This window comes from Occallatibacter sp., from assembly GCF_036502485.1.
Lineage (GTDB): Bacteria > Acidobacteriota > Terriglobia > Terriglobales > Acidobacteriaceae > Telmatobacter.
This window is the reverse complement of sequence record NZ_DASXYM010000038.1, coordinates 16095-37457: the sequence shown is the minus strand read 5'-3', so window position 1 is coordinate 37457 and position 21363 is coordinate 16095. Positions and strand designations below refer to the sequence as shown.

Sequence of the window (21363 nt, the reverse complement as noted above, 5' to 3'; positions counted from 1 at the left end):
GGGGCGGATCGACCACGTTTGTATCTCGATCCGCCAACGCCTTCATCTTCTTTTTAGTCGTTCCCGACGGTGAATCTGCTATCTCGCCTTGTACGAATCTCATCGCATCCCCATGACTTACCACATATACTGACGTTCACGGCTTTCCCAGAATCACAAGCACCCTGGAGTTTACTGATGCGATTTACCGGTCGCGCGAGTCTCTTGCTGTTCTCTGCGATGCTGCTCTGTTCAGCCTCAAATTTGCGGGCAGATGACAATAAAAAGAAGGATGACGCCAAGCCGGCCGAGAAACCTGCGGCCACTGAGGTTACGACCCAGGGCGCAATCGATGCGGGCGGTCAGCACATTCTCTACAACGCCATCGCCGGCACCATTACGGTGGGCGCGACGGACGTGCAGGATGCGCAACTCGGCATGGACGGCAAGGCGGAGCCGGGCAGCCAGCTCGGCCTCAACGAGCCCAAGGAGCTTAAGGACGCGCCGCCCACCGCGCGCATGTCATACTTTGCCTACTTCATGCGGGATGCCAAGGCCGAAAGCCGGCCCATCACGTTCTTTTACAACGGCGGCCCTGGCGCCTCGACCGTCTGGCTGCACATGGGATCGCTCGGTCCCAAGCACGTGGTCACCTCAGGCGACCAGCACCTGCCGGCCGCCCCCTACCGGATGGTCGACAACGCGGATTCCCTGCTGGACGTGAGCGATCTGGTGTTCATCGACATGCCCGGGACCGGCTTCGGCCGTCTTCTCGGCAAGGATCCCGAAAAGGCCTTCTGGGGCGTTGATGAAGATGCCAACGCATTCGCGCGCTTTATCGCGCGCTTCATCACCAAGTACGGCCGCTGGAATTCGCCCAAGTACATCTTCGGCGAAAGCTACGGAACCACGCGTTCCGCGGTGCTTGCGGACGTTCTTGAGAACAACAAGAGCATCGACCTGAACGGCGTGATTCTGCTGTCGCAGATCTTCAATTTCACCACAGACATTGACGGGCCGCAGGGCAATCCCGGCGTGGATCTGCCGTACGTTCTGGCCCTTCCCACGTACGCAGCCACGGCCTGGTATCACAAGAAGCTTTCGCAGCAGGCGCCCGCGCTCGAGCCTTTCCTTAAAGAGGTGGAAGAGTTCGCGATGGGCCCGTATAGTCACGCATTGGCGCTGGGCACTGACATTTCAGCGGAGGAGAAGCAGTCCACCGCAGAAAAGCTGCATAACTACACAGGCCTGCCGACCACATACATCCTCAAGGCCAACCTGCGGGTCAACGGCGGTGAATTCGAAAAGACTCTGCAGGATGACCAGGATCTCACAACCGGCCGTCTCGACACCCGCTACTCCGGCCCGTCCATCGACCCTCTGAGTCAGTTTGCCGATTACGATCCGCAGAGCTCAGCCATTTCGTCCGCGTACGTCTCAATCTTCAATGACTATGTACGCAAGGATCTGAAGTATGGCGATGGGCAGACCTATCTTCCCGAAGCGCTCTTTGGAAGCGCCCAGTGGACGATGGTTCACCGCGGCAATCCCATCAGTCTCAACGTGGCAGTGGATCTTGCCGAAGCCATGAAGACAAACCCCCGTCTCAAAGTGATGGTGAACGGCGGATACTACGATTTGGCCACGCCATTCTTCGCCGCCATGTATGAGCAAAAGCATCTGCCCATTCCGCAGTCTCTGGCGAAGAACATCGAGTTCTCCTGGTACGAGTCGGGACACATGGTTTATGTCCACGACGAAAGTCTCAAGCAACTGCACGACCGCGTGGCATCGTTCATTACCCGCACGCAGTCCGACAGCGAAAAGTGAAACGGGCCTGCCCAGCGGATGACCGTTTCACTTTTCGCGTTGACTTAGCTGGCAGAGGATACTGTCAGCTGCGCTGAATACACCTGCCTGGCGCGATCAAGCGCAGCCTGGACGTTGGGCATGATGTTCTCCCGGCCCACCTGGTCGAGGAATCGAGACTGGCGCAGAAGCCGCGATGGCTGCTGCATGGCTCCGCACAGGATCAAGACTCGGCCAGACGCGCGGAGGTTCTTCGCCAATCTCTCGATGGCATGAATGCCCGTTCCGTCGATTGCCGTCATATTGCGCAAGCGCAGAATCACAACGGGTGTGAGGGCTTCGAGATTGGCACTCACCTCTATCAGCTTTTCCGTAGTGCCAAACAGAAACGGCCCATGAATGCGCAACAGCGTCACATAGGGCGGGATGATGCGCCCCTGCAGCGTGTGCGGCAACCCGTCGCGAATGTAGTCATCGGTCACTGTCCCGACTGTCGTAGTGTCGGCAACACGGTAGATATAGAGCAGGGCTGCAAGGGCCAGTCCAACTCCCACAGCAACCGTCAGATCAGCAAACACGGTCAAACCAAACGTAACCAGCCATACCGAGATAGCGGCCAGATCAAGCTGGAAGATCGCTCCAATCTCGTGCCACTCGCCCATGTTGTACGCCACCACGAACAGCACGGCCGCCAGCGTCGCCAGAGGGATGTAGCTGGCAAGCGGCGCCGCCACAAGCAGAATGACAAGCAGCGTGGCTGCATGAATCATGCCGGAGACGGGCGATCGCGCTCCGGCTCGGATGTTTGTCGCCGTGCGCGCGATGGCGCCGGTAGCTGGAATGCCTCCGAAGACCGGCGATGCAATATTGGCGATGCCCTGCGCGACAAGTTCAACGTTCGAATTGTGCCGGTCTCCGGTCATTCCATCCGCAACAACAGCCGACAACATGCTCTCCAGCGCTGCCAGCATCGCGACCGTAAACGCAGAAGGCAGCAACGGAAGGATGTGCTCAGAGTGAAAATCCGGAATTGCAAATGGAGGCAGGCCGCGCGGTATGCCGCCGAACTTGCTGCCTATCGTCTCCACCGACAGATGAAACACGGCGCACGCAACCGTACACGCGAGCACCGCGACAATCGACGCCGGCACTCGGCGCGTGATTTTGGGCAGGATAACAAGAATGGCCAGCGTGGCAGCGCCCACTCCAACAGCAACCCAGTTTACAGTGGCAGCATTCGCCACAAGCATCTTCGCGCGCGGCAGGAACTCGCTGGGTACAGCACCCGTGCGCATTCCCAGGAAATCCTTAACCTGCGTGGAGGCAATCAAGATTGCAATTCCATTGGTGAATCCGATCACGACCATGCGTGGAATGAAGCGCACCGCCGCGCCGAGCCCGGTGATGCCCATCATCACCAGGATGAAGCCCGCCATCAGAGTTACCAGCGCGAGCCCGCTCATCCCGAACCTGGTCACGATGCCGGCCACGATGACCACGAATGCGCCGGTAGGGCCGCCAATCTGGGTGCGCGATCCGCCCAGCGCGGATATCAGAAATCCAGCAACCACAGCCGTGTAGAGACCGGCCTGCGGCGTCACTCCTGACGCGATGCCGAACGCCATCGCCAGCGGCAATGCCACTAGCCCGACAGTTATCCCGGCCAGAAGATCATGAAGAAAAGCCTGAGCGTTGTAAGTGCGCAAAGCCAGAATGGACTTGGGAAGACTGGGATAGCTGATGGACATGATAGGTACTTCGATTTTATGCCTCGCATGCACACACACGAGTGACGTACAGCACTCTCAATTCACTCCGCACTTGCTAAGAGAGTTCAATCGCCGCGATAGATACACCCGCTCGTGCAGGTCTCGCACACCACCACCTTGCTCAATGATGGAATCTCCGTGTGGAGACGCGCCCATATCCAGCGCGCCAGGTTCTCGCTGGTGGGATTCTCGAGCCCTGGCACATCGTTCAAACAGCGGTGATCAAGCTGGTCTTCAATGGTCTTGAACGCATCCTTGATATCGCTAAAGTCCATAACCCAGCCCAGCCGCTCATCCAGCGGCCCTGCCCCGTATATCTCAATCGCAAAGCTGTGCCCGTGCATGCGCCTGCACTTGTGCCCCTCGGGCACATGCGGCAGCCAGTGTGCGGCTTCAATCGAGAACTTCTTGAAAATCTCCATCAACGTTCCTTACGGAATACCAACAATTTTGTGTGTCTGCAGGCTCAAGCGCCACTGCGGGTGATCCATGCAGAAACGTACCGCCTGCTCGGTGTTCGATACGCGGTCCGGTCCATCCATGGGTTGCAAAAAGAAGTGGCGGAACGCGAACCCCTCGCAATCTTCCGGGGCAATTCCCTGCTGCGGAAACACCAGCTTGAGTTCGTCGCCCGATTTCTGCACCAGCCGCGCACCGGCCTTGGGGCTCACACAAACCCAGTCCAGTTCTTCCGGCGCTTCCATCGTGCCGTTCGTTTCTACCGCCACCTCGAACCCGCGAGCGTGCAGCGCTTCAATCAGCGGCACGTCCAGTTGCAGAAGAGGCTCGCCGCCCGTGCAGACCACGTATCGCCTGCCGCGCGCATTGTGAGGTGGCCATGCGTTGGCGATCGCATCCGCCAGGTCGCCTGAGCCTTCGAATTTGCCGCCGCCCGGACCATTCACGCCCAGAAAGTCGGTATCGCAAAACTTGCAGACCGCGCTGGCCCGATCACTCTCGCGCCCCGACCAAAGGTTGCATCCCGAAAACCGGCAGAACACCGCCGCGCGACCGGCCTGCGCACCTTCGCCCTGCAGTGTGTAGAAGATCTCCTTCACCGCGTAACTCATCACGACACCCGCGCGGCATCATCTGCCGCTACATCGCGATACTTCAGCGGATCCGAAATGCCGTTCTCCGCAAAACCCTTCAGTCGCAGGATGCACGAGTCGCATTGCCCACACGGCGTTCCGTCCATAGCCGGATCGTAGCAACTACTCGTCAATGCGTAATCCACCCCGAGTGCGAGCCCTGCTTTGATGATGTCCGCTTTGGTCATCTCCATAAGCGGCGCGTGGATCGTGAGTCTCTGCCTGCGCTCCACTCCCGCCTTGGTGGCCAGGTTCGCCATCTGTTCGTAGGCGCGGATGAACTCGGGCCGGCAATCGGGATAGCCACTGTAGTCCAGTGCATTCACACCGATGAAGATATCGCTCGATCCCAGCACCTCGGCCCATGCCAGCGCAAACGAAAGGAAAATCGTATTGCGGGCAGGCACATAGGTGATCGGAATACCGCGGCTCATCTCTTCGGCATCGCGGCCCTTCGGCACGTCAATGTCATCGGTCAACGCCGAGCCGCCAAAGGCGCGCAGATCAATATTCACAACTTTATGCTGTGCGGCCCCCCCGGCTTCAGCCACGCGGCGCGATGCCTGGAGTTCCCAGCTGTGGCGCTGCCCATAAGAAAACGAAAGAGCATACGCGTCGAATCCCCGGCTGCGCGCAATGGCCAGCACAGTCGCCGAGTCCAGACCTCCGCTCAACAGCACCACCGCCGGCTTTTTCGCAATCGCATGCATCTCTTCCATGGTAAAACAATTGCGAAAATCCGGCGAAAGCGCCCGCGCCCGCCCGATCGTCCCGCTGCTTCAAAAGCGGAATCCCGGCTTCAGCTCGCATCGGTAGACAGTGGAGCTGGCAGCATCACGGCTCGACCGCGAATTGCAGGTAGCCCAGCTCAGATACATGTCGGGCCCCAATGGAAACACAATCGGCGTCCCATCGATATCGGCCTCAATGCTCACGCCCTCCTGGGTGGCGGGCAGAACAAAATTCAGCGTTCGTCCAAACTTCACCGGATACGATTCACGCACGCTCGAATTGATCGATTTGCGAAACACCTCAGCCTCCAGAAGAAAGGTGGCTGTGTCAGACCAGTTCAGGGCGCTGGCCGTGATCATTCGCCCGCCGTTCTCAAACCCGCTGGAGTCAATGCGCGTAAACGGGCACGGCCCGGCGATGCAGGATGCGCGCGCGTTGCGAAATTCATTTCCGGTTCCCGCGTCCAGCGTAGTTGACGCCACCGCAGCCTTCCACTTGCCATCCGGAGAGCACGGCGCCTGCTGGTTGCACGGCACATTGGCCTTGTTCACCGCCTGAAACGTCCTCACCGCGCTGCCGATATTCTCGTCGCCCTCCGTGTTCTCCGTGAACCGGATCCGGATGTTGCTCACAACAGCCGCCTTCTTGCCCGTGGCGTTCTCCGTTTCATGCTCCGTCCTCAACGGACTGAGGGCTGCTATGTACAGCTTGTCTCCCGCGCCGGCGTAGGTCATCGGCACGCTCAGGTCAAAATCCTCGTAGTCCGACTTTCGAAAACTCAGTTGCAGCGTGTGTCCGGGCCACAACCTCTCCCGGAACGTGAGCTTGAAGTAGCCGGAAGCATCCGACTTCGCGCTCGCGCTCATCATTCCGTCGGTCGCCTCCACCTTCACTCCTGAGATGGGGAGCCGCTGGCCAGGGTCGGGATCCTGGCGAAGAACAGCACCCTGCAGCGTCACCGTCCGCGGGCGCCACCGGTGAACACGGAGCGCAATGACAGTCGCAAGAACCGCCGCGCAGGCAATTACCGCAATCCAGATGCTAAGCTTTCTCCAGTGCATTGATTCAGTTCGCCTGTGAACATTGGACGCACTCCAGACACAATCCGCTGTACCGGCAGCGCCTCCAGACTTCCCTTTTCTGCATCTAAATTCGTTGGCTACAAAGACCCTTACGCCTACCACCACGCGTGGAGAAAGACGAATTAGACCGTTGGTCGAGAAAGCTGATTTGGTATCCCCGCGTCACCAGCAATCTCCGGAATCCTTCGAGCCGCACGCCATTTCGCGCCGTGCCGTTCTGCGCCAGCTTGCGTCTCTTGTGGCAGCCGGCGCTCTTCCTTTCAGCGCGCTCGCGGCAGCGGGCGGAGAGATCTCACCGAAGCCTCAAGCCAACCAGCAGAACCCGGGCAGCGCTCCAACACCGCCCCCCATTCCCAATCTGCTCTCCCCGGAAGATGATCAGTTCCTCAACGACCTGGAGCACGCCAACTTTCTCTTTTTCTGGGAACAGGCGAATCCGCAGACCGGCCTGATCAAGGACCGCTGCAACGTTCGCATCAACGATACCAGCCTCGCCGCCAGCATCGCCTCGGTTGGCTTTGGGCTCACCGCCATCTGCATCGGCCACAAGCGCGGGTTCGTCAGCCTGGAGGATGCGCGCAGGCGTGTGGTCCAGACCCTCTCCTTCATCTGGCATAAACTGCCCACCCACCGCGGCTTCTTTTACCACTTCGCCAACATCAACACCGGCGAGCGTGTATGGGACTCCGAGGTCTCCTCCGTCGACACCGCCATGATGCTCTGCGGCGCGCTCATGTGCCACCAGTACTTCGACGACAAGGACGTCCGCGATCTCTCGCACGCCATCTTCGATCGCGTGGAGTGGAACTGGCTGGCCGAAGACACCTCCCTGCTCTCGCATGGCTGGACGCCGGAGTTGGGCTTCATCCATTCGCGCTGGGACTACTACAGCGAACTCATGATGATGTACCTGCTGGGCATGGGCTCCGTCTCCCACCCGCTGCCCAACGAGGCATGGTTCGCCTGGAAACGCAGGGTGTTTGAATATGACGGTTTGCGCTATGTCGGCTCTTTCGCCCCGCTCTTCGTCCATCAGTACTCGCAGGCCTGGTTCGATTTCCGCAACAAGCGCGATAAATTCGCCGACTACTTCCAGAATTCCGCGATCGCTACTGAAGTGCACCGGCGCTTCTGCATTGAACTGAACACGCAGTACTCCGACTACAGCAACGCGCTGTGGGGCATCTCCGCATCCGACTCTGCGCGCGGCTACGTCGCCTGGGGAGGTCCCCCCGCCATGGGCCCCATTGATGGGACCGTGGTGCCTGCCGCGGCCGGCGGTTCCATCCCCTTCCTCCCCGAAGCCTGCATGCGCGTGCTGCGCACCATACACGATCGTTACCCCAAGGCTTGGAGCCGCTACGGCTTCGTAGATGCATTTAATCCCCTCACCGACTGGTACGATACAGACGTGGTCGGAATCGATACCGGCATCACCATGCTCATGGCTGAAAATGCCCGCACCGGCTTTGTGTGGGACACGTTTATGAAAAACGCCGAAGCACAAAAGGGCATGAATGCCGCAGGCTTCAAACCCTATACGCCTACCCCGCTGCACTTTGAATGAAACGTTATTGTTGCCTTCCGCTTGCACCGTGAAAACAACAAAACACCTGCCTCGACGCATCGTATTCACTGACGCGTCGTATCCAGTTTAGATACGGCTCCGGTTGCGGACAGGCACATTCAGGCGTTCCATCCCGCCCAAAAACCTCGGTGCCCGCATTCATCTGAAACGTAACCTAGCAGCAACACAGGGAAGTCAATGTCTTCCAAGCTCGACAAGCCTAAAGCAATTGCGCCCAGTGCAGAAGAAGCGCACCCCAGCCAGGGAGGGGCTTGGGCAGAACGTATCCGCGCGCTCAAAAACGTTCCTCCCGTGTTGCGCTTTGTATGGGAGTCGGGACCGTCCGTCGTCTTCTGGAACATAGCCATCCGCATCATTGTCGCGTTTCTTCCCGTCGGCATCGGCATCATCGGCCGCTTCATCATCGATGGCATCAACCAGCTACGCATACACCAGCCGCTGCCCCCGCACTTCTGGTGGCTGGTTGGCAGTGAGATGGCTCTGGCTGTGATCACCGGCATCCTCGTCCGCTCGGTCGACTACTTCGATAACCTTCTGGCCGATCGCTACACGCACCACGTCAGCGTGGAAGTGATGCGCAAGGCAGCGGCCCTCGACGTCACCGTCTATGAAGACCCCATCTTCTACGACCGCCTTGAGCGCGCCCGCGTGCAGGCCACTGACCGCCTCGCCATGATTCAGCAGATGGGCCGGCTCATTCAGCAGACAGTCACAGCCATCGCCTTTTCCGCCGTCCTCATCAAGTACTCGCCCTTCCTCCTGCTGCTTCTCATCGCCGGCATCATCCCTGCCTTCCTCGGCGAAAGCCACTTCGCCTTTCTCACGTACGCAAAAAACTTCCGCCAAACCCCCATGCGTCGCCAGATGGACTACCTGCGCCAGGTGGGCGGCAGCAAGGAAGCAGCCAAAGAACTCAAGCTCTTCAACCTGAGCGAATACCTCACCAACCGCTTCTCCACGTATTCGCAAACCATCTACGAGCAGAACGTGGCCCTCAACAGGCGGCGCCTATTCTGGGGCGGACTGCTGGCAATCGTCGGCCAGCTCGGCTACTACGGGGCTTACGCGTACAGTATCTGGCGCACCATCCAGGGCCGCTACAGCATCGGCGATCTCACCCTTATCACCACCGCCATCATGCAGGCCATGGGCAACATCCAGCAGGCCTTTTCCACTGCTTCGGGCGTGGCTGACCAGGCCCTGTTCCTCACCGATCTGCTCGCCTTCTTCGAGATGAAGCCGCGCGTGGAAAATCGCGAAAACGGCATTCGTGTGCCTCGTCCCATCCGCCGCGGCTTTGAATTTCGAAACGTCTCCTTCACATATCCCGGAACTGAGCGGCGCGTGCTCAGTGACTTCAACTTCACGCTTGAGCCCGGCGAGCGCATTGCCCTCATCGGCGAAAACGGCCAGGGCAAAACCACCATCGTCAAGCTCATCACTCGTCTCTATGACCCAACGGAAGGCCAGATCTTGCTTGATGGCGTCGACCTGCGCGACTACGATCTCGACGACCTGCACGCCGAGATGGGCGTCATCTTCCAGGACTTCATGCGCTACGAGATGACGGCTCGCGAAAACATTGCCGTTGGCCGTGTAGAAATCCCGCACACCGAAGAGGAGATCGAATATTCAGCACAGAAAAGCCTCGCCGCCGGCGTCATCGCAAAGCTGCAACATGGCTACGACCAGATGCTGGGCCGCCGTTTTGAAGGCGGCGTAGACCTTTCCGGCGGCGAATGGCAAAAACTTGCTCTCGCCCGCGCCTACCTTCGTGACGCGCAGTTGCTCATCCTCGACGAGCCCACTGCCGCTCTCGACGCGCGCAGCGAGTTGGAAGTCTTTGAGCGGTTCGCTGAGTTGACTGAGGGCAAAATGGCGCTGCTCATTTCACACCGATTTTCCACCGTCCGCATGGCCGACCGCATCGTCGTACTTGAAGGCGGCCGCCTCGTCGAAGAGGGGAATCATTCGCAACTCATGGCCCTTGGTGGCCGCTACGCCGCCATGTTCGAAATGCAGGCAGCAAGCTACCGTTGAGACCACATGAACGATAACGTGACCATGCTCGACCCGCAGTACTCGCTTTCCGCCGAGGTGCGAGAGGCCTTGATGAACGCCTCTGCCCAGGCGGCTCGCTGGGACGTCGCTCTCCGCCCCACCAAGCCCAGTGCTTCGTTTCGCCACCGCATCGCCGCTGCGCGCACCGCCATTCAGCGGCTGGAAGCGCAGCTCAAAAAGCTGCCTGAATCTGCATCTGCCGCGGATCGACGCATCATTGGCCTGCTTGATCTGCGCGCCAATCCGCGGGTGCTCCGCACTGCGGTTACCGGAGTGGAACCCCAGCCCGGCGATCGCGATTCCCTGCCCCGCGTCGCACTTGGGCCAAAGGAGGACGAGCCGCGCGCAGCCGCGCTCTCTGTAGCCTATCTGTGCGCGGTCGGTGGCGAGGCCGATGCGGTGAGCTTTACGGCTTTCATGCGCGCTGTGCAAACTCACGATCCCCTCACGCTGGACGAGATCTGGCATCTTCCTTCCTATCTCCGTTTCGCTCAACTGGAATCCGTACTGGTGGCGGCCGAGGACGCGCTCACCCAGCACAGTGACGACGCCGACCTCAAGGTGCAGCGTCTCTTCGCCGGATTGCGCGACCTTGGCAACATCGACTGGGGCAGCGTCCTTGAGCCGCTCATCGGGTTTGACGCCACCCTGCGCCAGGACCCGACCGGAACATTCGCGCAAATGGACTTCGAGACCCGCGACGTTTACCGCAATCGCGTCGCCTTCCTGGCGCGCAACTCCGATTGCACGGAGTTGCAGGTTGCCGAGCAGGCCCTCGATCTGGCCCGCGAAGCGGCTCGCCAGCAATACAAAGACCCGCGCATTCAACAGCGCTGCAGCCACATCGGCTATTTTCTGGTCAGCCGCGGCGTCGCTAATCTCGCGGAGCGGATCAACTTCCACGCTCCCCTTTCCTACCGCATCCGGGCCGCGATTCGCACGAACGCCGACGACTTCTACATCACCGGCATTGAGCTCGTCACCATCTTCTTCATCGCTGCTATGCTGTTCCCGCTGCTTCCCAGCTATCCCGTATTCCCCAAGCTAGCCATCACGTTCGTGCTCATGATCATGCCGGTCATGCAGTGCGCCGTTGAGTTGATGAACAACGCCATCACCTCGATCTTCGATCCCGATCCTCTTCCCAAACTCGAGTTCACTTCCGGCATTCCTGCTGAATCCGCCACCCTGGTTGTGGTGCCCACCCTTCTTCTCAATGAGAAGCAGGTTCGCGAAATGATCGACGAGATTGAGGTGCGCTACCTCGCCAACCGCGATCCGAATCTGCACTTTGCTCTACTTACAGATCTGCCTGACTCGGTCAGCAAGCCCCATGAAAACGACTCCAATCCGCTCGTCGATCTTGCCATCCGCCTCACTGACGAACTGGAGGAGCGCTACGCCTCCGCTCGTAAGGGCGGCTTCCTGTTCCTGCACCGCCACCGCATCTTTAACGTGCGCCAGGGCGTGTGGATGGGCTGGGAACGCAAGCGCGGCAAGCTCCTCGACCTGAACAAACTCCTGGTCGGCGAGTACGACGCCTTCCCCATCAAGGCCGGCCGGCTGGACGCGCTCAACAACATCCGCTTCATCCTCACCCTTGACTCCGACACACAACTGCCGCGCGGCACCGCTGCCCGCATGGTCGGCGCAATCGCGCATCCGCTCAACCAAGCCATCATCGATCCCAAGCTGCGCATCGTCGTTGAAGGATATGGAATCCTGCAGCCCCGCGTCGGCGTCAGCGTCAGCTCGGCCTCACGCACGCGCCTCGCCGCGCTTTACTCGGGCCAGGCCGGCTTTGATATCTACGCACGCGCCATCTCGGACGCTTATCAGGATCTCTACGGTGAAGGCATCTTCACCGGCAAGGGCATTTACGAAGTCGCCGCGCTGCATGCCGTGCTCAACCGCCGCTTCCCGCGCAACTCCCTTCTCAGCCACGACCTCATCGAAGGCGCATACGCACGCGCCGGGCTCGCCACCGACATCGAAGTCATCGACGACTATCCCTCGCACTACAGCGCCTACACGCGCCGCAAACACCGCTGGGTGCGCGGCGACTGGCAGATCGCGCAATGGATGTTCTCCCGCGTGCCCGACGAATCCGGCAAGCTCGTCCGGAGCCCCATATCCACAGTCTCGCGCTGGAAGATCTTCGATAATCTTCGCCGCTCTCTCGTCGAGCCCTTCACGTTTATCCTCTTCGTCGCGGGCTGGCTGTGGCTCCCCGGCGGTCCTTTCTACTGGACCATCCTTCTCTTCCTGCTCTTCATGTTCCCCACCATCGTGCAGCTTGCATTTAGTGTGGGCCGCGCCGTCGCCAGCAGGCGCCAGGGCGCAATCTCTCAGGCGTTGGAAGGTGCGGGCCAGGCAACGCTGCTCGCTCTGCTCAACCTTTCATTCCTGCCGCATCAGGCCCTGCTTGTGCTTGACGCGGTTGTCCGCGCACTCGTCCGCCGCTTCGTCACCGGCGAGCGCCTGCTGGAGTGGGAAACCGCCGCTGAAGCCGAATCGCAAACCCGCAAGACAACACCTGTAGACCGCTACCTCGCCCTCATGCCCCTTATTGCGTGTGGGCTCGCCGTCGCAGTCTATGTTCTGTCGCACAGCCGCACCGCATTTCTTGTGGCGGCGCCGATGCTGCTGCTCTGGTGCATGTCCACCGTCCTCACCGCCTGGCTCAACCGTCCTCCTCGCGAGATTGCGCAACTCAACTCCGGGGATCGTAGCCTGCTCTTGTGTCACTCCCTTCGCATCTGGCGCTACTTCCACCAGTTCGGCACGGAGCGCCACAACTACCTCATCCCTGACAACGTCGAAGAGAATGGCCTCTTTGAAGCCGCGCGCGTATCGCCCACCAACGTGGGCCTGCTCCTCAATGCTCGCCAGGCTGCTGTCGAGTTCGGCTTCCTCACCACTCCGGAATTCGTCGATCTCACCGAGCACAGTCTCAACACCATCGGCCGCCTCGAAAAGTTCCGCGGCCACCTTTACAACTGGTACGACACGCACAACTGCGCACCGCTCGAAGCAAACCCCTTCGTCTCTTCAGTAGACAGCGGCAACTTCGTCGCCTCTCTCTACACCCTTCACACCGGTGCGCTTTCGTTGCTGCGCAAGCCACTGCTCTCCCGCCCCTTCTTCGCAGCGTTTCGCCCCTTCTGGGAGATGGTCCAGCAGCAAGGCAGGCTCCCCGGACCATTGGCGAAACTCGCCATCCCGTCAGAATTCGCTTCAGTCTCCGAGTGGCTAAGCTGGCTGCCCAACGCCCATGAGATATGCCGCGCGTCCTCCACCATCGGCGCCAAGGACCCGTGGTGGCAGGAGGAGATGCACAAGCGCATCGGAGCCCTCCTCCAGACAGTTCGCAACTACATGCCTTGGCTCGATCCGCGATTTGAGCAGTTGCGCGACGGCAAGGAATTCGGCATCGATGCCAACACCGAGCTCCTCACCATCGATGAAGCGATCGAATACTGCGCCCGCCTCCAGGCCAAATTCGCTGAGGCAAAGGCCGCCACCAACGCACGCCAGGTTCTCGTGCTGCAGCTTCGCGACGCGCTTCCCACAGCCGCACGGAATCTCAACGACCTCTCCGTCCGAGTCCGTGGCGTCGCGCAGCAGGCCGCGCGCTTTGCGGAAGACACCGACTTCAGCTTCCTCATCAATCCCGCCCGCCGTATCCTCTCCATCGGTTACGACATCAAGCGCCAGCGCGTGCACGAGTCCTGCTATGACATGCTCGCGTCTGAGGCTCGCACCGCTACATTCCTCGCCATCGCCCGCGGCGACATCGGCCAGCAAAGCTGGTTCCGCCTGGGCCGCGACTTTACTTACGCGTTCGGCACCCACGTCCTCATGTCCTGGACCGGAACCATGTTCGAATACCTGATGCCGGCGTTGTGGATGCGCAGGTTCCCGGGTACGCTCCTGTCCGACACCATCACCGGCGCAGTCCGCGTACAGCAGGCCTTTGCGCGGTCTATGGGCCTGCCGTGGGGCATCTCCGAGTCCGGGCTGGCGCGCCAGGATGACGCCGGCCATTACGGCTATCACGCCTTCGGCGTGCCCCATCTCGCGCTCTCGTTCGAAGCAACAGCCGGCCCCGTCATCTCCCCCTACTCCACATTCCTCGCCCTCAGCGTCGATATGGAAGCGTGTCTTCACAACCTGCGCCGCATGGCCTCTTCGGGCTGGGTTGGCGCGTTCGGATTCTATGAGTCCGTCGACTACTCCACCGGAATCAACAACGGCGAAATCGTGCGCGAATGGATGGCACACCATCAGGGCATGTCGTTGCTCGCCCTTCTCAACTGCCTCTGCGACGACGTCGTGCAGCAGTGGTTCCATGCCAACGCCCTGGTGCAATCCGCGGAGCTCCTGCTCCACGAAGTCCCACGCAGCAAGGCGGCGCTCAGAGCCATGATGAAGGAATTCTCCTTCGTCCCTCATCGCTACGCTGACGCCGCCTGAGCGGTCACAAGCGCGTAACCTCTACTGCTGTACCTTCACCAGCACCAATGCATTCGGTGTCAGCGTCAGGTCGAGCTTTCCGCCGCGGAGTGTCGTCTCCTGCGGCGGAGCCGGCAGTGACTCGCGGTTCAACTGCTCCACCTGCGCCGCGGTTGGATCCCCGGGCCTTCCCATCGCGGCATAATGGCGCAACACGTTTCCATGCTCCTGATCCACCCGCTCAATGCTCACGTGAGCGCCGGGCGGCACGTGAGCAAACATCAGCTCCACCTGACGCGTGCCTCCTTGCGCATCCGGATCGACGATGTTCCACACCGCTACCTTGAGACCACCCTGCGCGGTCTTCGTCACGATCACGTCCTTTGAATCATTCGCGATCCGCTGATCCCCGAGTTCGTGCAGCAGCCCATATGCGTAATAGCTCGGTTTGTTGATTCCGCCTTTTGCACGCAGTCCAAACTGGCCTTCGAAAGGACGCGGAGCCGGACCGCCCTCTTCAAATACGTCTGAGAATGTCCACCACGACATCATGTTCACCAGCCCATCGCATTGGCGAATCGTATTCGCCAGCCCCGGCCCCGTGAAAAGCGTGTCTCTTGACTCCTTCATCCCCTGCACATTCCACTCAGTCCAGAAAAGCGGTAGATCGGGCGTGCTCGACTGCTTGATCTCGTTGTGAACCTTCTCCACAGCCTTGCACACACGCTCATCCATCGGCATCGGAATATCCTTGCCAAACAGATCCAGCGTGGTGTCGTCCGCATAACCATGCGTCGACACAAAATCCACCGGCGTATGACGCTCGGCCGTGTAGCTCAGAAAGTCATTGATCCACGCCGCCGCCGCAGTCGCCGGACCGCCCACTCGAAGCCGCGGGCTCACCGACTTCAGATCCTGCGCGGTGTGCGCGTACAGTTCGAAGTACGACCTGTCCCGAGGAATCCCGTTCCAGAAATCGATATTCGGCTCGTTCCACACCTCGAAATACCACTGCGCCACTTCATCGATCCCATAGCGCTCCACCAGGTGAGCGGCAAAGTGCTTCATCAGGTCGTCCCAGAGTTCCATGCTCTTCGGCGGCGACACGTTCTGCTTGTACCAGAACGGATGCAGCGCATCCGGGTTAAACGCCAGCTTCTTCGGCATGAAGCTGATCTCCACAAACGGCCGCACCCCGTTCTTCAGCAGCCCATCGTAGATCTGGTCCACATACGCAAAGTTATAAACGGGCTTGCCGTTATCATCCAGGTTGTAGACACCCACCTCATCGTGCAGAATTGCGTGAAACCGGACATAGCGGAAATCCGCCACCTTCTTCACTGCGCGCAGATCGTCGCGGTAGCTCTCCCGCAGCGTGAGAATCGCCCGCCCCGACCCGAACATCTGCTCCCAGAAGTGCGGAAACGGCGTCGTCGCCCCCTGCGCATCAATGGTGATACTCTCATTCGCTTGCGCATCCACCATCTGCGAAACCACGCACACACACGCCAATATAACTGCAAGCCCATTGCAGCAGCGCCTCATCCATTTCTCCTTTTCCCGGAACAGCCCGGGGCACGCCTCCGCACTCCGGCGCATAAAGCATTGCGAGCAGCCGACTCTTAGTTCAATTTTGAATCGTGCTCCACCCGCCGCTAGAACTGGAACCGCGCCTGCATCGTGACAGTACGCGAGCCCAACGCCTTCGTTGCCTGTCCGAAATTCGGGTTCGAGATATTATTCGAGATCTGCGTCGGATCGAAATTAAGGTTATTGAACACGTTGAACGCATCCGCACGAATCTCGAGCCCGGCCCCCTCCCGTTTCCAGTAAGGCAGCCCAAAGTTCTTGCTCAAGGTTGCGTCCACGTTACGATACCCAGGACCCGTCCACGAATTGCGACGAATCCCCGGAGCCTGAGGCCGCGCTGCTCCCGTTGCCGGGACCGGCGGTCCGGGCGTCCATGCAGGCACCGCAAAGTAAGCCAGGCCGCCGTTCGGGAAGTTCTTGTTCACTCCGCCTCCCACCCCCGGTCCTGACTTATACGCGTCGTTGCTTGTCTCGTGCCCCGCTCCACCCAGGTATGCACTTGGCAGCAGTTGGAAGTAGCCGCACGTGTCGCAATAGAGGCTGGCCGACGTTCCATACACCGGCGTCCACGGGAATCCCGTATGCCAGTTGAATACGCCGCTCAGGCTCCATCCGCCCACCACCTTCTCCGCCCAGTTATTCGCGTTTTTGAATATCGTGGGCTGCCACAATGCGAACACCTTTCCTTGCTTGTTGATGTCATAGTCCGACCGCCCCCAGTTCAGTGAAGGATCGTATGGATAGTCCTGCTCAGAGTACGGTGCCGAGCTGTTATCCATGCTCTTGCCCCACGTGAACTGCGCATCGATCATAAAGCCGTGCGTCATCTCATGCTTCACACCTGCAAGCATGGCGTTGTAGCTGCCATGTCCATTGGTGTCGAAGTAGTTCACACTGCTCACCTGCGGATTCAAAGGCTGATTGTTGACTGACGCCACCGCATCGGCGTCATAGTGGAAATACAGATGGCGCGACACCGTTCCAATGTATCCCGCAGTCACTACCCACTTCCGCCCAATGCTCGTCTGCGTGTCGAGTGAGAAGTGCTCCGTATACATGGTCGGCATGTTGTTGCGAAATGCCGTCACGCCCACCGAACCGGTGGTCGGCAGCCCATTCGGTCCAAAGTCCACAATCGTATTGGGATTCGGCGCGTAGCCAAACAACGAGTGAATATCCGTCGCCGTCTGGTACACAATCCCGGGATTGATGCTGGTAGGGGAACCCGAGTTGAAACTTGGCGAAATCGTCAGCCCGGGATTGCCGAACACGTTTGCCGAAAGAGCAATCTCAAATTGATTGAAGTTCAGCCCATATCCGCCCCGCACCACCATGCGTTGATGAAAGAGGTTCGGGCTGTAAGAAAACCCAAATTGCGGACCGAAATTCATGCGCTGCGACTTCCATAAATTGCCCCCCTGCCGAACCGTCAGCCCCGTCAACCAGTCACCTCCCGCGCCAAATTGAACCGGGTACATGTTGTTCTCCTTGGCGTACAGCGGACCGAAGTGGCTATAGCGCAATCCCATATTCAGGGTCAGATTGGGCCGCGCTTTCCAGTCGTCCTGCGCAAACACGCCCCAAAGGTTTTCGCGATCGTCCTGGCGTCCCAGCGTGGGCACGCCCGTGTGCGGATCAAAGGTACCGGATTCCGACTCTGGAGCGTCGTTCAGGAAGTCCCACAGGTTGAAAAAGCCGAACCCCGGCCTCGCTGCATACGCCACTTCATTCAGATAATAGAGCCGCGTCAGTTCGCCCCCAAAACGGATGGTGTGCGTATGTTTCGACAGCGTAGCTGTTTCCTTGTAGGTATAGGTCCACTGATTCAGTACGCTCGGACCCGGCGAGCCGAAAGACTGGAAGTTCGTGATGGAGCCCATGTTTCCGATCGAGTCCTGCGGCAGGCCAAATGGCGCCTGCGGATTGCTCGCTATCTCATCCCAGCGCCAGCCCGCTGCGTTGGCGCGCAACTCGTTCAAAAAATTCGGCGAGAAAGTGTGATTCCAAATTCCCGCAAAGGCATTGTTGATCTGGTCATGGTGCCACAGGTTATAGGAGCGCGCCGCGCCCTGATAGCTGGTGGTCTCCAGCGGCACCCAATAGATCGTGAACGTCAGGTGATCGCGATTGGTGAGATTGCCGTCCGCGCGCCCATAGTACTGCTGACTTGACGTTTTTGTAGGTGTCGACGTCGTGTACTCAGAAATGTCGGCCGTCGTCGGATCGAGCCCGTTTCCAACACCCGGATTCGATGTCGATGACCAGGTAAGATCCTGCTTGCCTAGCCCATTCGTCAGCGGAGACCCGACATTCAACCCTTGACCCGGGATGGTGATGCAGTTTTTACCCTCCACCAAACCCGCGTCCGCACACGTTACGGAGAGCTGTCCAATTGATGCCGGCGCCGCACCGGGGAACGTCAGATACTGCTCGGCAATGCTTCCCGCGGGCGCCATCCCCCGGAATGCATCCGTCTCATACCAGCCCTGCGTAATTGTGGGCGAATTGCTGGGCTGCGTCTCATAGCTGAAAAACGCAAATACGCGATCCTTCCACAATGGACCGCCCAGGCTCCCGCCGTACTGGTTAAATCGGCCTTGATCCCGGTTCAGGCCCCGGCTCGCCGGCGTTCCAGAATTCAGCGATGCCGGCCCGTTATACCGCTGATAAGCATTCAATCCCGGCCGCCATGCTTGAAAGAAAGCGCTCCCGTGAATCTGGTTCGTGCCGCTCTTCGACGTCACCTGAATTTGCGCGCCGCTGAAGCGCCCATTCTCGGCATCGTAGGCACTGGAGACTACCTTCATGTTGTCGATTGATTCTTCTGAAGGCGTGATGATCGACGTGCCGCCCCACACCGCGCTTGTCGTGCTGATGCCGTCCACCGAGATGCCATTGCTCTCATATTGCTGTCCCGCGGCCAGGGCCTGTGGCCCGTTCTCCGTCCCGAAGATGCCCGTGGTCGCGCCCGATCCGCCCGGACCCTGCGTACCCGGCAGGCTGAACGATCCGCCCCCCGAAGCCTGGGACTGATCGCCTGTTGTGCCCGGCGCCAGATTCGCCATCTGGAATACGTCCCGCCCGAAGGACGGCATGTGCTGAATCTGGTTCGAGTTGATCGTGCCCTGCACTGTCGCCGTTTCCGTGTCCAGCAGCGGGGTCTGCGACGCATCCACCGTCACCGTCTGCGCTGCCGCCGCAACTCCCAGTTGAATATTGATCCCGTTCGCCTGCTCAGGGATAATCTGCACGTTTTCCAGCGTCTTTGTCTGGAAGTTGGGAGCTTCCGCGACAATCCGGTAATGCGCCGGCCCCAGGGCTCCAAAGTTATAGATACCTTCGCCGTTGCTGGTCCGCGTTTGCGACTGGTTTGTATCCGTGTCTTTCAGCGTCACCTTTGCATTCGGAATCACGCCACCCTGCGTGTCTGTTACCGTCCCTTGAATCGAGCCGCGAAACTGTGCGTGGGCAGCAACGCTGCACATGATTCCCATGATCGCGACCGCGAACAAAGTCCATACTGACGTCCAGGGTCTGATCGTTCTCTTGCACGTACTGGCCTGTAATTGCGGAAAGCGCATTTCTTTTTCTCCTTGTCGAATGGCGCACTCGCACACGCCCACTCCCTCTTCCAGGGGAGTTTCGTAAATAGTGTGTAAGTCCGGTGGGTTGCTGGGGGTCAGCAAAAGAAAGTGGCCTTGCATTGCACACGCGGTCATCCATCTAACAGCCCAGATACGTACGGCCTGTGCGTGCGAGCGCATTATGAACCGGGGATTAAGATGATGATTCTGGAACTCAGGTGGCCTGCGATTTCAAAAAGCTGCTCGGCAGCTTCCATCGCATTCATACCGCCGCAGGTTCCCCGTCCACCGTAACGTCTGATAGCGTAGGGAAGCTGAGCATCCAAGGACGCAAATGACCGAACCCCCATCGCCCCGTTCGCCGCAGAACGGCGCTTCCGATGAGCTCACCGCCAGTCACCCCCCCGCGGTGATCGCAGGGTTTTCCGGCTGGCTGCTCGACGCCTTCGATTTCTTCCTCGTCACCTTTTGCCTCACCGCGATGGCGAAGGAATTTCACAAGACCGTCGCGGAGATGTCGCTGGTCTTTACCATGACGATGGCGCTACGCCCGGTCGGCGGATTTCTCTTCGGTTTGCTGGCCGACCGTTACGGCCGCCGCATACCCCTCATGATCAACATAGGGTTCTTCGCCATCGCCGGAGTGCTCACCGGCCTGGTGCCCAACTACACAACGCTGCTCATCGTTCGGGGACTCTTCGGGATTGTCATGGGAGGCACCTGGGGAGTCGGCGCCTCTCTGGCGATGGAGTGCGCTCCAGCTCATCGCCGCGGTTTGCTATCCGGTTTGCTGCAGGAAGGCTACGCCGCTGGGAACGTGCTGGCCGCGGTCTTGTGCTTCTTTTGCCTCAAAAATCTGGGCTGGCGCATGCTTTTCATCCTTTCCAGTGTGCCAGCGCTACCGCTTGTTCTCTACATCGCCTTCTTCGTCAAGGAGTCAAGGGTGTGGCAACGCTCTGACAACGCGCGCCGCACCTGGTCAGAACAGCATCGCGAAGTTCTTCGGCACTGGAAGCTATTTCTCTATCTCCTCATCTTCATGACCGCCATGCTCTTCGCCTCGCATGGCACACAGGATCTATACCCCGCGTTCCTGCAGATCCAATGGCACATGTCGCCAGAGCGGCTTACGGTGATCACTGCCATTTCCGCCGTCGGTGCAATCCTGGGCGGTTTAGCATTCGGATGGTTCTCCGACAAAGCCGGGCGCCGCCTCGCCATCATCACCGCATTTGCGCTGGGCGCACTCCTCATTCCCATCTGGGCTTATGCACCCAACCAGGCGCTTCTGATTCTCGGGGCTTTCCTCATGCAGTTCATGGTGCAGGGCGCCTGGGGAGTCATCCCGGCCCACCTCTCGGAACTCTCGCCCAGTTCCGTGCGCGCTCTGCTTCCCGGCTTCGCCTACCAAACCGCCGGAGTCATCGCCAGCTTGTCTGGCCCCATCCAAGCCACCTACGCCCACAGAACAAGCTATGGCAGAGCGTTTGCAATCATGGCGATCATCGTCTTCACGGTCGCCTCGCTTATGGCTTGGCTCGGCAAAGAACGGCGTGGCCAGAACTTCGGCGCCGCTTGACCTCTGCTCCTGCTTTCGCACTTGCACTTGCTTTTCTGTCTGTC

General features: G+C 59.6%; 12 protein-coding genes. 5 read left to right on the top strand and 7 right to left on the bottom strand.

Going from position 1 to position 21363, the window contains the following annotated elements; translation table 11 throughout:
- Positions 1-177: 177 nt before the first annotated feature.
- Complete coding sequence (locus tag VGL22_RS06230) at positions 178-1809, top strand: S10 family peptidase (protein ID WP_465266035.1); 1632 nt, start codon at positions 178-180, stop codon at positions 1807-1809.
- Positions 1810-1853: 44 nt separating this feature from the next.
- On the opposite strand, the gene VGL22_RS06225 is transcribed toward VGL22_RS06230, so the two are convergent.
- The 5 genes from VGL22_RS06225 to VGL22_RS06205 form a co-directional block, all read right to left on the bottom strand.
- Positions 1854-3536, bottom strand: coding sequence for a SulP family inorganic anion transporter (locus VGL22_RS06225; RefSeq protein WP_465266034.1), 1683 nt, complete (start codon positions 3534-3536; stop codon positions 1854-1856).
- An 86-nt stretch (positions 3537-3622) separates the two neighbouring features.
- Positions 3623-3979, bottom strand: a complete 357-nt coding sequence (queD, locus tag VGL22_RS06220; RefSeq protein WP_465266033.1) for a 6-carboxytetrahydropterin synthase QueD — start codon at positions 3977-3979, stop codon at positions 3623-3625.
- A gap of 9 nt (positions 3980-3988) precedes the next feature.
- Complete coding sequence (gene queE, locus VGL22_RS06215; protein ID WP_465266032.1) at positions 3989-4627, bottom strand: 7-carboxy-7-deazaguanine synthase; 639 nt, start codon at positions 4625-4627, stop codon at positions 3989-3991.
- Positions 4627-5367 (bottom strand): 7-cyano-7-deazaguanine synthase QueC, encoded by a 741-nt coding sequence (gene queC, locus VGL22_RS06210; RefSeq protein ID WP_465266031.1) that lies wholly within the window; start codon positions 5365-5367, stop codon positions 4627-4629. Before queC ends, queE begins: the two co-directional genes overlap by 1 nt.
- A 60-nt stretch (positions 5368-5427) precedes the next feature.
- The gene (locus VGL22_RS06205; RefSeq protein ID WP_465266030.1) at positions 5428-6441 is read right to left on the bottom strand and encodes a hypothetical protein; all 1014 of its coding nucleotides are present in this window, start codon (positions 6439-6441) and stop codon (positions 5428-5430) included.
- Positions 6442-6610: 169 nt separating this feature from the next.
- On the opposite strand from VGL22_RS06205, the gene VGL22_RS06200 reads away from it, so the two are divergent.
- From VGL22_RS06200 to VGL22_RS06190, 3 genes are all read left to right on the top strand, one after another.
- Complete coding sequence (locus VGL22_RS06200; RefSeq protein ID WP_465266029.1) at positions 6611-8029, top strand: glucoamylase family protein; 1419 nt, start codon at positions 6611-6613, stop codon at positions 8027-8029.
- A 198-nt stretch (positions 8030-8227) separates the two neighbouring features.
- Positions 8228-10090: an ABC transporter ATP-binding protein gene (locus tag VGL22_RS06195; RefSeq protein ID WP_465266028.1), complete on the top strand. Its 1863-nt coding sequence runs from the start codon at positions 8228-8230 to the stop codon at positions 10088-10090.
- A 6-nt stretch (positions 10091-10096) separates the two neighbouring features.
- A complete protein-coding gene (locus tag VGL22_RS06190) occupies positions 10097-14587 on the top strand; it encodes a glucoamylase family protein (protein ID WP_465266027.1) in 4491 nt (1496 codons plus the stop codon).
- Between the two features lie 21 nt (positions 14588-14608).
- Here the strand turns inward: VGL22_RS06190 and VGL22_RS06185 are convergent, their stop codons facing one another.
- Together VGL22_RS06185 and VGL22_RS06180 are read right to left on the bottom strand one after the other, a co-directional pair.
- The gene (locus tag VGL22_RS06185) at positions 14609-16111 is read right to left on the bottom strand and encodes a GH39 family glycosyl hydrolase (RefSeq protein ID WP_465266026.1); all 1503 of its coding nucleotides are present in this window, start codon (positions 16109-16111) and stop codon (positions 14609-14611) included.
- 110 nt (positions 16112-16221) lie between these two features.
- On the bottom strand, positions 16222-19641 hold the full coding sequence (locus tag VGL22_RS06180) for an outer membrane beta-barrel protein (protein WP_465266025.1): 3420 nt from the start codon (positions 19639-19641) through the stop codon (positions 16222-16224).
- 433 nt (positions 19642-20074) lie between these two features.
- On the opposite strand from VGL22_RS06180, the gene VGL22_RS06175 reads away from it, so the two are divergent.
- Entirely contained in the window at positions 20075-21319 is a 1245-nt protein-coding gene (locus VGL22_RS06175) for an MFS transporter (RefSeq protein WP_465266024.1), read from the top strand.
- Positions 21320-21363 lie beyond the last annotated feature (44 nt).